The organism is Bradyrhizobium sp. AZCC 1719, from assembly GCF_036924525.1.
Lineage (GTDB): Bacteria > Pseudomonadota > Alphaproteobacteria > Rhizobiales > Xanthobacteraceae > Bradyrhizobium.
In genome coordinates this window covers 2,075,792-2,089,173 of record NZ_JAZHRU010000001.1, presented here as the reverse complement: position 1 = coordinate 2,089,173, position 13,382 = coordinate 2,075,792, and the positions used below count along the sequence as shown (strand labels likewise).

The window sequence follows — 13,382 nt, the reverse complement described above, 5'->3', positions numbered from 1 at the left end:
TTTGTTGCTTGGGTTGCCTTCTAACACAAATCTCCTTCCGTCGTTCGCCCCCGGACGCGCCGATCACCGGCAGTTGACCCCTTACTGCGATTGCCGAAACGCGCCGTGGGAACATCAAAATCAGGCATAGACTTGCCACGATGTTTTTGGCCTATTGATCCCTCAATTCCGCGGTGCCTACCCCATACGCCTTCAACCGGACGACCTCACTCCCATGCCTGCCCCTGCAGCCCGGTACGATGAACCCGGCAATGCCCCCGATGCGCTGTCCGTCCTGAATTCCGTGTTCGGCCTGCCCGCCTTTCGCGGCGCGCAGGAAGAAATCGTCCGGCACGTGACCGACGGCGGCAACTGCCTGGTGCTGATGCCGACCGGCGGCGGCAAGTCGCTATGCTATCAGTTGCCGTCGCTGCTGCGCGAGGGCTGCGGCATCGTGGTGTCGCCGCTGATCGCGCTGATGCGCGACCAGGTCGCGGGACTTCTGGAGGCCGGCGTCAACGCAGCCGTGCTGAACTCGACGCTGTCATTCGACGAGGCGTCGGAGGTCGAGCGGCGGCTATTGGCCGGCGACCTCGACCTGCTCTATGTCGCGCCGGAACGGCTCTTGACGCCGCGCTGCCTTTCCCTGCTCGGCCAAGCCAATATCGCGCTGTTTGCGATCGACGAGGCGCATTGCGTGTCGCAATGGGGGCACGATTTCCGCCCCGAATATATCGGCCTGTCCGCGATCGCCGAGCGCTTTCCCGACGTGCCTCGCATTGCACTGACGGCAACCGCCGACGAGATGACGCGCAAGGAGATTGTGACCCGGCTGGGGCTATCAGGCGCACCGAGCTTCATCTCGAGTTTCGATCGCCCGAATATCCGCTACGAGATCGTCGAGAAGCAGAACGCCCCGGCCCAGCTCAAGGCCTTCATCAGCGAGCGGCACGCGGGTGACGCCGGCATCGTGTACTGTCTGTCGCGCGCCAAGGTCGAGGATACCGCCGAAGCGCTGAGCAACGCCGGCATTCCGGCCCTGCCCTATCACGCCGGTCTCGACGCCGGCGTTCGTGCCCGCAACCAGGACCGTTTCATCAACGAGGATGGCGTCGTGATCGTCGCCACCATCGCGTTCGGCATGGGGATCGACAAACCGGACGTGCGCTTCGTGGCGCATCTCGATCTGCCGAAGAGCATCGAGGCCTACTATCAGGAAACCGGCCGCGCCGGGCGCGACGGCAAGCCGTCCAGCGCCTGGATGGCCTATGGCCTAACCGACATCGTGCAGCAGCGCCGCATGATCGATGAATCCACCGGCTCCGATACGTTCAAGCGCGTCTCGATCGGCAAGCTCGACGCGCTGGTGGCGCTGGCGGAAACCGCGGGCTGCCGGCGCAGCCGGCTGCTCGGCTATTTCGGCGAGGAAGTCACCGGCAGCAATTGCGGCAATTGCGACAACTGCCTGTCGCCGCCGCAGCTTCGCGACGGCAAGGTCGCCGCGCAAAAACTGTTGTCCTGCGCCTACCGCACCGGACAACGCTTCGGCGCCATGCATCTGATCGACGTGCTGGTCGGCCGCATGACCGAGAAGGTCACGCAGTTCGGCCACGACAAGCTGTCCGTGTTCGGCATCGGCCGTGAGCTCAACGAAAAGCAGTGGCGCGCCGTGATCCGGCAATTGGTCGCGATGGGCCACCTTCAGGCCGACAGCGAAGCCTTTGGTGCGCTAAAACTGACGGAAAGCGCGCGCGGCGTCCTGAAGGGTGAGACCGAAGTGATGCTGCGCGAGGCGGCGCCGGGCACGCGCATTCGCGCCAGCCGCGCCAAATCAAGGCGCGGCGATCTCGCGCCACGCGCCGAGGCGAGGCCCGCCGACGCCCCTCTTCAGGCCGCGCTTCGCGCGTGGCGCTCGGAGATCGCGCGCCAGCGAAACGTGCCGGCCTATGTCGTGCTGCATGATTCCACGCTCGACGGCATCGCCGCCGCGCGGCCGGCGACGCTGAACGCGCTTCGCAACATCCCCGGCATCGGCGACAAGAAGCTCGAACATTACGGCGACGAACTGCTCGCGGTGGTGCGGGCAGCCGACGCGTAAGTCTCGACCTCATCCATTGCGGAAGGTGTAAGCGTATCCGTTGATCGCGGGCGCGCCGCCAAGATGGGCGTAGAGCACCTTCGATCCCTTCGGGAAATAGCCCTTGTTCACGAGGTCGATCATGCCCTGCATGGATTTTCCCTCGTAGACGGGATCGGTGATCATGCCTTCGAGGCGCGCGCAGAGCCGGATGGCCTCCTTGGTCTCTTCCGACGGAACGCCGTAAGCCGGATAGGCGTAGTCCTCGATCAGGACGACGTCGTCCTCGACGATCTCCTCACCCAGTTCGACGAGATTTGCGGTGTTGCGGGCGATGTCGAGCACCTGGGCCTTGGTCTGGGCCGGGGTGAAGGACGCGTCGATGCCGATCACCTTGCGCGCGCGGTCGTCCTTGGCAAATCCCACCAGCATGCCGGCATGGGTCGAGCCGGTGACCGTGCAGACCACGATGTAATCGAAGGTAAAGCCCAGCTCTTTCTCCTGCGCGCGGACTTCTTCCGCAAAACCGACATAGCCGAGCCCGCCATATTTGTGCACGGAGGCGCCGGCGGGAATTGCATAGGGCTTGCCGCCCTTGGCCTTCACATCCGCGATCGCCTCTTCCCAGCTCTGGCGGATGCCGATGTCGAAACCTTCATCCACCAGCCGCACGTCCGCGCCCATCACGCGGCTGAGCAGGATGTTGCCGACGCGGTCGTAGACCGCGTCCTCGTGCGGTACCCAGCTTTCCTGCACCAGGCGGCACTTCATGCCGATCTTGGCTGCAACGGCTGCAACCATGCGGGTGTGGTTGGACTGCACGCCGCCGATCGAGACCAGCGTATCGGCATTGGAAGCGATCGCGTCGGGCACGATGTATTCGAGCTTGCGCAGCTTGTTGCCGCCGAAGGCGAGCCCCGAATTGCAATCCTCGCGCTTGGCATAGAGCTCGACCTGGCCGCCGAGATGCTGCGAGAGCCGCTCCAGCTTTTCGATGTGGGTAGGCCCGAAAGTGAGCGGATAGCGTTCGAATTTCTCCAACATGGTCATCCCCGTTGATGGTCTGATGTCGGGGGAATGCCTACCACCACGCTCCCGATAGGTGTTTTCAAAATCGACACGTGGCTAGCGCTGTTATTGCACCATTCAGGGGTTGTGACGGATAATGTACCGTTACTTGGCACAGATACGGAATATTCTTTCATGCCCGGCAGGCTCGACCGCATCGATCTTAAGATATTGCGATTGCTGCAAAATAGCGGCCGCTTGACCAATGCCGAGCTGGCCGAAACGGCCGGTGTCAGTGCCGCAACCTGTCACCGCCGAACCCAGCGCCTGTTCGACGAGGGGTTCATAGCAGGGGTCAGGGCGATGGTGGCGCCGCGAAAGGTCGGCAAGGGCGCGCTCGTCATGGTCGGCGTCGTGCTCGACCGCTCCACGCCGGAAAGCTTTGCCGCCTTCGAGCGGGCGATCGCGCAACTCAAATTCGTGCTCGATTGCCATCTGGTAGCGGGCGATTTCGACTATTTCCTCAAGATACGCGTCGGCGACATGGAGGATTTCAACCGCATCCACGGCGAACAATTGATCGCGCTGCCGGGCGTTCGCCAGACCCGGACCTTCTTCGTCATGAAGGAGGTAGTCGACAACGCTCCGCTCGACTTCTGATGGCCTGAGGTATCACAAAACCGGCGACATCCTCTTCCGATGTCCGAAACCTTCGCCGGTCTGGCCAACACGGCGCTCGATGTCGTATCAACCGAACATGACCACGCGCCCTGGCCGTCGGGCTTTCGCCCTTGCCATCCTTCTCACGACAACGCCGGCGCTCGCCTCAGACGAGCCCGATACCATCATCTTCGCGCTGATGTCCGGCAAGTGCAGCACGCTGAAGGTTGCCGGGCGGGACTTTGCCTGCCGGGCCGTGGCGTTCTTCCAGACCGAGGAAGGCCGCGCCAATTTTACCGTAGCCCTCGACGATCCCAGCGACGGCAGTCACACCATCACGTTCTCCGGTGACAACGGGCGAAGGCCGGAGGCCAACCTGTACGAACTGCCGATTGACCGGATGCTGCTGAAATCCAAGGACAGGCCGAAGGCCGACGGGCTGCCGATACCATCGGTCGAATTGACGGCCGGCCTCTGCAAGCAGGTCGGAAACTTCGTGACGCTGGAAGTCTCCAGCATTTCCTGCACCGCGAGCGACAAGAACGGCAAGAAATACGAGCTGCAGTATCAGTCCGACGGCGCGCCGATGGCAGTGCGTCGTATCAAGCGGACGCGCATTGGCCGTCCCGCGGTGTCGCCGTTCGACGATGTAAAATGAAAGGCCGCCGCCAGCGGAAAACCGCGGCCAGTGTCGGTCCACGCATGGCCCGCGACTGCGCGGACTTTACCGTGCCCTGCCTCGCTCGCCCCCGCTCCGCGTCGGCAGAATGGCGGCTGCGATATCAAACGCGATCGCCCATCTCGGCTTTTCTTCCTCCGCGCCGGGCACGTTGATCTGAACGCCACCGCCGTCGCTAACGGTATAGGAGGCGGCCAGCACGGCGGCCTCGAGGGCGGCGCCCCGCGAATCGTAGACGCCGCCGATCTTGACGTTGTCGGCAAACACCGACCAGCCCAGCGGCGCCTTCACGACTTCGAACACTGATCGCTCCATGTGGTCTCCTATGCGCGTCACCTGTATCGCTTCCGCCCCTCGCCGACGCGGCGAATCCTGGCGAACGAGGCGTGGCGCCGGGACGCTGACTTGTCGCCCATGGTCTTCGCTCGCACCTCGGAGGCCCGCAACCCCGTCAACGAATTCGCCGGCGGCGCCAACGCGATTTCCTTCCGCACGGCATCGACAATTCGATCGAACTCAACTTCGCTCATCGCACGCTCCATTGCACCGGGCCGGCATTCTGCCGCCTGGACGATAAGAGGGACCGCGCTGACCACAGATCGCCATGCAAGTTTGTTGTTAGAAGGCTCGCCCGCGGTCGCTTCGATGGCAAAAAAGGGTCGAAATCGGGAAACGGCCGTCTCCCGCCGTGCGAAACCAGTGGGGCCCGATGCCCCCGCCGGGCCCCCCCTTGGCCCAACTTGCCCCATGCGTGCTAGATTCGGCCACGAATCAGGAGGGTTTGCATGCCGGTAGATAGTGACAGCGCCATTGCGTGGCACCGCGCCCAGCTCAAGAAGCTTCGCGAGACATTGAGGAGCATCGAGACCGCCAGGTTCACGGTTGGCGAGTCCGCACAATCGAGCAGGACCGGCAAGACCCAGAAAACCATTGCCGAGCTCGAGCAGAAAATCCGGCAGTCGCAGCACATCATCGCCGCCTATGAGCGGCAGACCCGGCGGCCGCTTGCGACCGACCAGCGCAGCCTCGCCAGTGTGAGCTGGAGCGCCTGGAACGCCCAGACTGCGGCCGCAATTCGCGGTAGGCGTTGAAGGTACCGGCGGCGCAGTTTCTAGTTCTTTGCCGTCTCTTTCTCCTTTGCCTTTGCCTTCGCCTTGCAGGAAATTAAGAACGTAAATCCCCGCGCATTGCGGGCGATCTCGGCCGTCTTCAACTCGGCCTTGGCGTCCGAGATCTGATACGGCACCACGCTGTTGTCGAGAAAATCCCTTAAAGCTCCCGTCTTGATGGCGAAATTGATGTTCTCGGGAATGTTGCCCGTGGCCCTCGCGAACTTGATGGCATTCAGTTTCGCCGCGACCACACCGACCACGTCACCGCTTGCGGCCAATAGCGGCCCGCCGCTATTGCCGGGTTGAACGGCCGCACTGATCTGCAGGAAGCGCAGGATTCCGCTGAGCGAGCTCACGATCCCGGTCGTTACCGTGAAATCGGATGTCAGCAATCCATGAAAGGGATAGCCGATCGCCACCACGCTGTCGCCGGACTGGATCGCCTTGTCACGGATTTTGGCGACGTCCTTGAACGAGCCCGTCACCTGCAGCAGCGCCAGATCATTGGTCTCGTCGCTCGACACCAGGCGCAATTTGGCGGGCGCCTCGCCGGACAGATTGCCCAAAATGTCGCCGACGCATCCGTGCACGACATGCGCATTGGTCACGAGATGTCCGTTCGTGCTCACCAGAAAGCCGGTGCCGGTCTGATCGAACAGTCTGTCGGGCTTGGCGGGCCCAGCATCCGGCGCCGCCGCTGCGGCGACTGGCTTGGCGGTGGGCAGGACCGAAAAATCGCCGGCACTGGCCAATCCCGATTGCCTGATCTTGGCGACGCAATTCGCCAATACCGGCAATAGCTGGCCGGTCTGGTCGAGGTTGAACTGGAAGAGCTGTCCCTGCGTGTAGACGGTCATGGCCTTGGCCCGCCGGAACTGGCTGATCAGCGCGGAGTTGTTCGGCATCGGCACGCGAACCAGCTTGTCGGCAATCGGGACGCCATGGACGTTGAACGGTTGCTGACCATCGAATGTCAGGGTCAGCGGAAAGGCTTCCCCGGTCCTCAGTCTCCATTGTTCGTGCATGAAGCCGAGGCTCCATCCGCCATTGCCGTCGATCATCACGACAAAATAGACGCCGCTGGCGTATTGGGCGCCTGCTGCACAATGCGAGAACGATCCGGTCTGATCGTGGGTGTAGGCCCCGCCCTTCCAGTTGCCGACGCTGATCGAGCCGTAGGGCCCACGCGCCTCTGCGTTCGAATTGGCAAAAATCGACCACAACAAAGCTGCAACCGCAGCAGCACGGCAAGCCATAAGCGCATTTCCCCACATTCCCAGGGCGAGCATATTTTGCTTTGCAACCAGTGTCCATTTGGACTGGCGCAGGGGACCAAATTTCCTCTCAGGGGAGCGGATCGCCCGCTCTTTCCTGTGATGCTGATGGTGCTTATGCTTCGTCCGGGGGGTTCGACCGCCCCGGCACCGGCGCGATAGCGGCAGCCCGGGCTTTTTTGGTACCCTTTGGCGCGGCCGTACGGGAACGAGCGGTGCCGGCGCCCGTGGGAACGACCATACGCCCCAGGGACTACGACCATTTTCCCCCGGCCGGCCGCTCATTTTGATGGATCGCGCTTGGCATCTTGCATACGGTGCGGGCTCGTTGCCCTGGCCGCTTCCGGAATAAAGCCGGAATCAGGGACGTAAAAGACAATCGCGCCGCCGAGGGCGGATGCCAATTTGCAATACCCGGAGGAGAATACCGTGAAGTCAAGAGTTGTCCGGTACGCCCTGTTTACGGTTCTGGCGGCGGTATCCGCCGTGGCCGGCCAGGCCCAAGCCCAGTCATGGCCGGAGAAGCCGATCACCTTCATCGTGCCGTTCGCGGCCGGCGGCGGTACCGATGCCTTTGCCCGCCCGCTCGCGGCTCAGCTCGACACGCAGTTGGGCAAGCGCGTGCTGATCGAAAACCGCGCGGGTGCCGGCGGCACCGTCGGCGCTTCCGCGGCGTCGAAGGCGGCGCCCGACGGCTACACCTTCTTCATGGGTGCGGCGCATCACGCCATTGCCCCGTCGCTCTATCCCAACCTCGACTACAACTTCGAGAAGGATTTTATTGCGGTGGCGCTGGTCGCGCGGCCGCCGCAGGTGGTGGTCGTCAATCCGGAAAAGGTTGCCGCCAAAACGCTGGCCGAGTTCATCACTTTCGCCAAAGCCAATCCGGGCAAATTGAACTATGGCTCCGCAGGCGCCGGCACCACGCATCATCTCGCGGGCGAACTGTTCAAGATTCTGACCAAGACCAACCTTCAGCACGTCCCGTATCGCGGGGCCGGCCCCGCGATGCAGGATCTCATCGCCGGCCACGTGCCTGTTGTCTTCGACGGGCTCGGCTCGTCGGCAGGACCGATGAGGGCCGGGCAGTTGCGGGCGCTGGCCGTCGCTGCGCCAAAACGCGTGCCCGCATTCCCGGATCTTCCGACCGCCGCCGAAGCGGGCCTTCCCGGCTATGAAGTATCGACCTGGTACGGCCTGTTCGCGCCGAAGAACACGCCGCCGGCGATTGTCGAGCAGATGGCCAAGGAGATGCAGAAGGCCATGCAGACGCCCGCCATCAAGGAAGCCTGGGAGCGCAACGGCTCCGACGTTCCTGATGTCGCCGGCCCTGCGTTCGCGAAAATGGTGTCGTCGGAAGTCGAACGCTGGCGCAAGGTCGCGACCGAAGCGAACGTGAAGCTGGATTAGCCCGGCAGCCTGGGCGCGGCACCGTTTCATGACGAGTTCGCCGCGCCGGGCTTGCCGGCTAGTTGCCGCCACGCACGCCATAACGCATGAAGTCGTCATCGATTCCGGCCCGCAGCGTCTTCGCTGCGGAAATATCGGCGTCGCCGCCAGCCTTGTCGCCGCTCTTGAGCCTGGCAAGCCCGCGCCCATAGAACGCACTCGCCAACTTGGAATCGAAGCGTAGCGCGGCACTGAAATCATTGATCGCCGCGGCAGCTTCCCCCATCTTCAAGTGAATCAGTCCGCGCGAGTCATATGTGGCGGCGTCGTTCGGCCATGACTGAAGCACCTTGTTGCAGTCCTCAAGCGCCGCCTGCAACGAGCCGAGGATGGCCCGGGTCCAGCAGCGTCCGCTCCACGCGGCTTCCAGATTGGGCTCAAGACGAATTGCCTCGTCGTAATCTCGCGCTGCGCGATCGTACTCGTGTTTTTTCAGGAAGACCCCGGCCCTGTTGACGAAAGCTCTGGCGTAATTCGGGTCGAGCTTGATCGCTTCGTCAAGAGATTTGAGGGCGAGGTCGTACTCTCCCTTCCTCAAGTAAGCTGCGCCGCGGTTGTTGAAGGGTTTTGCGTTAGTCGGATCGAGCTTGATCGATTGATCGAAATCCGGGAGAGCGCGGTCAAGGTCTCCTTTTGCCGTATGGGCGTTGCCACGATTGTTATAGGCAATCGCAAGGGCCTTCGTCGTGCCCTGGCCGGAATCGATGAATGCGGTACAACCATTGATCCGGACCGCAAGCGACGTGCGATCCGAACCGTTGCACAACGTAACGTTCTCGAGATAGTCGCTCTTCTTGGGACTCTGCGCGGCAGCCAGTGACCCGAGCAGCAACAAAGCAAAACCAGGCGCGAGACCCGGAATGACGCGCCGGCTCGCACTGCATTTCATATCAGGCTCTCCGATCTTGGCACTGGCGAATGGGCGGCCGTCGATCTGAACTCCGGGACCTGTGGCCTAGCATCCCCGACAGATGTTCAGATTTGATTTTGGATACGGCTGTTGCTCGGGTCGCTGTGCCGCTGGTGCTCCCGGCTTTCGTGGGCCCTTGCTCTTGCCTTCTTCAATGAGGGTCGAGAATCTGACTGTCCCGTCATCCGAAATTTCGACGCGTGGCGTGGTGCCGCGAATACCCATGGTCGCAACCGGGGTATCGACCTTCATATCCCCGGTTTTCGCGACTTGGCCCGCGACAAAAGTGAAGGTGCCCTTGGTCAGACTGAACAAGGTCGAGTTGGACGCACTCTTTGGATCGTACACGAACTCGCTCAACGCCATGCGCGCGTTGTTCGACAGATTGAAGGAAGTGCCGTCAGTGAAGTTGATACCGACCCGCCCGTCAGCGCCGGTCGCGACGACATCGCCCTGATAGACGAGATCACCGACCTTCGCCTCACCAAGCTGACCTGCGGTGCTCGCCTGAATGACCGCTGCACCCGCACGTTCAATGGTGACTGAACCCGTCGCGACGACAATTTTTCCAATTGGTTTTGACGCGAGATCCTGAACGGCGGGCCTGGCGGAATCGCGTTGCGCGTGAGCCGGCCCGGCGAAAAGCCCGGCTGTCGCCAGCACGAGACCTGTCGCCAATATGGCAATCGCACGCGTGCACATGATCCCCCCTTTCTGAGAAGATCTTGTCCGAGAGACCGCTCACTGGCCATTGAACCGGCGGCCAAGGCGACATTAGACCCCAACATTAGACCCGATGTCGGGAGAAGGCATCATCTGCCCACCGCTCAAAAGGATTACTCCTTTTGAGCCTAGAGCCTAACGCCCATGGATTGGATAGCCTAGAGGCCTTGGCGGCTAGCCTTCGGCTGGCCGCGCTGGAGTATTTTGACTTTTTGGGCTGCGCGAGGCCAGACCACGAAAATTTCGCACGAGGGCGGGGGTTGAAGCCATGCTCGTCGGGTCCCACGCCGAAACTGGGAACGAACGTAAGGCCGCTGCGGCCCCGCTTCCCCAAGCTATTGGCAACGTTCAGACCGCGGCCGGCTTCGGCACCCTCAGGCGCGCGACCTGCACTTCCGCTCAAGCCACAGTCGGCGATCCGCAAACTCGCGCGCATGCCGGCAGGTTCGGCATGCTGTGGCTCACGGCACTGACTTTCTCGCTTGTGAAGGAGGTCAAGGCCGCCGACCCTGACGTCACGTTCCTGGACGACGGCAATATCGCATACAAGGACCTCGAGCATGGCGCATTCGAGCTGGTCACCAAGGAGGTGATCCCTCGACGCTTCCTCGTCGACGATCCCGGACAGACCATCATCCTGCGTTCGCAGGGGTCCACGATCAGCGTCAATCAGAGCACGAACTCCGCTGCTCGAATGGCCGAACTGCAGGCAGCCCAGCAGGAGGCGCTTGCCACCTACGAGAAGGGTCTGGGGTCGACGGGATCGAGCACGCCGCCTCCCCTCGAGCGCCTGCCTGTGCAACCGATCAATTTCATTCAGATCGATGGCTCTACCCCGAAGCAGGATTTGCCTCCTTTGCCCGCGGTGATCCTCGCATCAGCCCCGGAGATGATTATCGGACAACTTCCGCCCCCGCCGCCGACTCCACCGACGCTGAACGCAGTGGCCGGACCGACCGAAATCGACACCACGGTCTTTGACGTCTTCACCGCGACAAGCGGCGCTTTCGTTGCCAGCAGTCCCAACCCAGACGCTACTTTGACATTCGGCATTAGCGGGGGAACGCCCGGCAGCACCGTCATCGACGGGGTGACGTACGATGTATCGAACGCTGGTCCCTACGGCACGCTTTACGTCGACAGCACGACCGGCGCCTATACGTTCGTTCCCGACAATGACGCGATCAACGCGCTTACAGAGCCCACGACCACGGACTTCACGATCACTGTTTCCGACGGGACGCTCTCGGCCAATCAAACTTTCACGATTGCCATCAACGGCGCCAACGACGCGGCCACCATCTCCGGCGCGACCAACGGCACGGTGACCGAGGCCAGCGGCCTCGCCAACACTGCGCCCGGCACGCCGAGCGCCACCGGCACGCTCACCAGCGCCGACGTCGACAATGCGCCCGATACTTTCACCGCGGTCAGTACTCCGACCGCGAGCACGCGCGGCTTTGGTACATTCACGATGACGACGGCTGGCGTTTGGGCCTATTCCATCGACCAGGCCAACAGCACGGTGCAGGCGCTCAATGTAGGCGACACGCTGACCGACACCTTCACAGTTACCACCATCGACGGCACCGCGCAGGTGGTCACGGTCACCATCAACGGCGCCAACGACGCGGCAGTCATTTCCGGGGCCACAACGGGCTCCGTGATCGAGGACAGCGGCGCCAAATGCGACGAGCCTACGGTAACCGGCACACTCACCGCTACCGATGTCGACAACGCGCCTGGTTTTACGGCGGTCGACTGCCCGACGGCCAGCGATGCCGGCTACGGCAGCTTCACGATGACGGCCGACGGCGTGTGGACGTATGAGCTAGATGACAGCAACTGCACGGTGCAGGCGCTCGACGAAGGCGACACGCTGACCGACACCTTCACGGCGACCACCATCGATGGCACGGAACAAGTGATAACGGTCACCATCCACGGCGCCAGCGATGCCGACCCTAATGATTTCGACTACCTCGCTACGGGGAAAGCCGTGATATGCGATCCGCCGTATGTCTACGGAACTCCCGGAAGCGACAGCATTGCGGGCGGCGGCCATCATGGTCAGATCGTTTATGGAGGCGCCGGTAACGACACCATCAACGGCACCGGTAAATGCGACCTTATCTACGCCGGCTCCGGCGATGATACGGTCAAGGGCAACGATGGGGACGACAGGATCTACGGAGGCTCGGGAAGCGATACGATCAACGCCAACAATGGCTGCGACACCATTATCGGCGGATATGGCGCGGACAAACTCACAGGCGGCAATGGTGGGGATTGTTTCATTTATTTGTCCGCAGCGGATTCCCGTGCAGGCCGGTTCGACGTTATCACCGATTTCAGATCGGGGTCTGACAGGATCGATCTCACGGCTCTCGGAGCGCTTGCTTTTCTGGCGCTGACGTCCACAAGCCAAGCCGTACCGGCACATACGATCGCCTGGTTCTACGATAGCGCGACGAATCAGACCATTCTGTACGTCAATCCGACCGATCAGACCCTCGATATCGGCGATTCCACTCTGCTGGAAATTCGCCTGGAGGGATTTGTAGCCATTCAGGCATCGGATTTCGTCCCCGAGCCGACGGAGGCGCCGGTCGTGATCGCCACCGAGGCTATCAGTCCCGAGCTGGTGGCGACGGCGGAAACCGACGCGGCTGCCACGACGCTCGCCGCCGATGCTTCACTTGACGGGGCCGATGACGACGGCGCGCAGAACAACATCGAAGGCTGGACGCTGCGAACAGCCGGAAGCGACAGCTTCGACTTTTCCCGCTTGGACGAATCGCCGACGCAAACGGCAAGCAGCCCCGGTGACGATGAAGCGATCGCCCCGACAAGCGGACCTTCGATCGAACCCCAGCGGGTTCATGTTACGGCATCAGCGGACCATGGCCTCACGCTGGATCAGACCGAGGCGATCGATACCAGCGTGCACAGTACGTGCGTCGTGCTGAACGGCAATAGCGACACCTCGCAGCGGATCGACCACCATCGCACGTCGAACGGCGACGACTGGTTCGCATCATCTCACAACGATTGGTCTTTCAATACCAAGAGCCACTTCAGCGCTCAGTGGAGCAGCGAAGATCACGGGCGGCACGACGATCACACGAAGGACGCCTGGAAGGGCAACGGACACGGTCACCATTCGAGTTCAGGCAAGCATGATACTGGGTCCAAGCACGGAGCCTCTGACGGTGAACCGCTACCTGCCTATGTAGCATTTGGCTCAGCGGTGCACACGCATGAACACTCCTTCCACTTCAAGCTCGGTCACCACGGACACGGCGCACCAACCAGCGAGCCGTCGGTGATCCCAGAGTCAGCACAAGCGACTGAAATCACTTCGTCAAAGCATCATTCGTCGGACAATTTGAAGTCTCACTGGTTTGATAGCTTCGATAACAATGCGGACCATGCGTGGAGCGGCGCCGGCACCCACGCGCCGCATGATCTGATCGTGTGATAGACGGTGCGCTGATTTCAGCGCAACCAC

Annotated in this window: 12 protein-coding genes; 6 read left to right on the top strand and 6 right to left on the bottom strand. The window is 62.1% G+C overall.

Features of this window, described 5'->3' with window-relative positions; all coding sequences use genetic code 11:
- The first annotated feature begins 214 nt into the window (after nucleotides 1-214).
- The gene (gene recQ, locus V1292_RS09935; protein ID WP_334372165.1) at nucleotides 215-2,077 is read left to right on the top strand and encodes a DNA helicase RecQ; all 1,863 of its coding nucleotides are present in this window, start codon (nucleotides 215-217) and stop codon (nucleotides 2,075-2,077) included.
- 9 nt (nucleotides 2,078-2,086) lie between these two features.
- Here the strand turns inward: recQ and V1292_RS09930 are convergent, their stop codons facing one another.
- Nucleotides 2,087-3,100 carry a 1-aminocyclopropane-1-carboxylate deaminase gene (locus tag V1292_RS09930; protein ID WP_334372163.1) on the bottom strand — a complete coding sequence of 338 codons (1,014 nt, stop codon included), beginning with the start codon at nucleotides 3,098-3,100 and terminating at the stop codon, nucleotides 2,087-2,089.
- A gap of 159 nt (nucleotides 3,101-3,259) precedes the next feature.
- Here V1292_RS09930 and V1292_RS09925 point away from each other — a divergent pair, with 159 nt between their 5' ends.
- Together V1292_RS09925 and V1292_RS09920 are read left to right on the top strand one after the other, a co-directional pair.
- Nucleotides 3,260-3,724 (top strand): Lrp/AsnC family transcriptional regulator, encoded by a 465-nt coding sequence (locus tag V1292_RS09925; RefSeq protein ID WP_028351969.1) that lies wholly within the window; start codon nucleotides 3,260-3,262, stop codon nucleotides 3,722-3,724.
- 97 nt (nucleotides 3,725-3,821) lie between these two features.
- On the top strand, nucleotides 3,822-4,382 hold the full coding sequence (locus V1292_RS09920; RefSeq protein WP_334365481.1) for a hypothetical protein: 561 nt from the start codon (nucleotides 3,822-3,824) through the stop codon (nucleotides 4,380-4,382).
- Nucleotides 4,383-4,448: 66 nt separating this feature from the next.
- Here V1292_RS09920 and V1292_RS09915 read toward each other — a convergent pair whose 3' ends face one another.
- Together V1292_RS09915 and V1292_RS09910 are read right to left on the bottom strand one after the other, a co-directional pair.
- Nucleotides 4,449-4,718, bottom strand: a complete 270-nt coding sequence (locus V1292_RS09915; RefSeq protein WP_334372161.1) for a hypothetical protein — start codon at nucleotides 4,716-4,718, stop codon at nucleotides 4,449-4,451.
- A gap of 17 nt (nucleotides 4,719-4,735) precedes the next feature.
- Nucleotides 4,736-4,933, bottom strand: coding sequence for a hypothetical protein (locus V1292_RS09910; RefSeq protein ID WP_334372159.1), 198 nt, complete (start codon nucleotides 4,931-4,933; stop codon nucleotides 4,736-4,738).
- A gap of 255 nt (nucleotides 4,934-5,188) precedes the next feature.
- Between V1292_RS09910 and V1292_RS09905 the strand changes: the two genes are divergently transcribed.
- On the top strand, nucleotides 5,189-5,494 hold the full coding sequence (locus tag V1292_RS09905) for a hypothetical protein (protein ID WP_334372158.1): 306 nt from the start codon (nucleotides 5,189-5,191) through the stop codon (nucleotides 5,492-5,494).
- A gap of 20 nt (nucleotides 5,495-5,514) precedes the next feature.
- On the opposite strand, the gene V1292_RS09900 is transcribed toward V1292_RS09905, so the two are convergent.
- A complete protein-coding gene (locus V1292_RS09900) occupies nucleotides 5,515-6,771 on the bottom strand; it encodes a S1C family serine protease (RefSeq protein ID WP_334372156.1) in 1,257 nt (418 codons plus the stop codon).
- Nucleotides 6,772-7,218: 447 nt separating this feature from the next.
- On the opposite strand from V1292_RS09900, the gene V1292_RS09895 reads away from it, so the two are divergent.
- Nucleotides 7,219-8,199, top strand: coding sequence for a Bug family tripartite tricarboxylate transporter substrate binding protein (locus tag V1292_RS09895; protein WP_334372154.1), 981 nt, complete (start codon nucleotides 7,219-7,221; stop codon nucleotides 8,197-8,199).
- Nucleotides 8,200-8,257: 58 nt separating this feature from the next.
- Here V1292_RS09895 and V1292_RS09890 read toward each other — a convergent pair whose 3' ends face one another.
- A complete protein-coding gene (locus V1292_RS09890; protein WP_334372152.1) occupies nucleotides 8,258-9,073 on the bottom strand; it encodes a tetratricopeptide repeat protein in 816 nt (271 codons plus the stop codon).
- 120 nt (nucleotides 9,074-9,193) lie between these two features.
- Nucleotides 9,194-9,850: a FecR family protein gene (locus V1292_RS09885; protein WP_334372150.1), complete on the bottom strand. Its 657-nt coding sequence runs from the start codon at nucleotides 9,848-9,850 to the stop codon at nucleotides 9,194-9,196.
- 289 nt (nucleotides 9,851-10,139) lie between these two features.
- On the opposite strand from V1292_RS09885, the gene V1292_RS09880 reads away from it, so the two are divergent.
- Nucleotides 10,140-13,352: a VCBS domain-containing protein gene (locus V1292_RS09880; protein ID WP_334372149.1), complete on the top strand. Its 3,213-nt coding sequence runs from the start codon at nucleotides 10,140-10,142 to the stop codon at nucleotides 13,350-13,352.
- Nucleotides 13,353-13,382 lie beyond the last annotated feature (30 nt).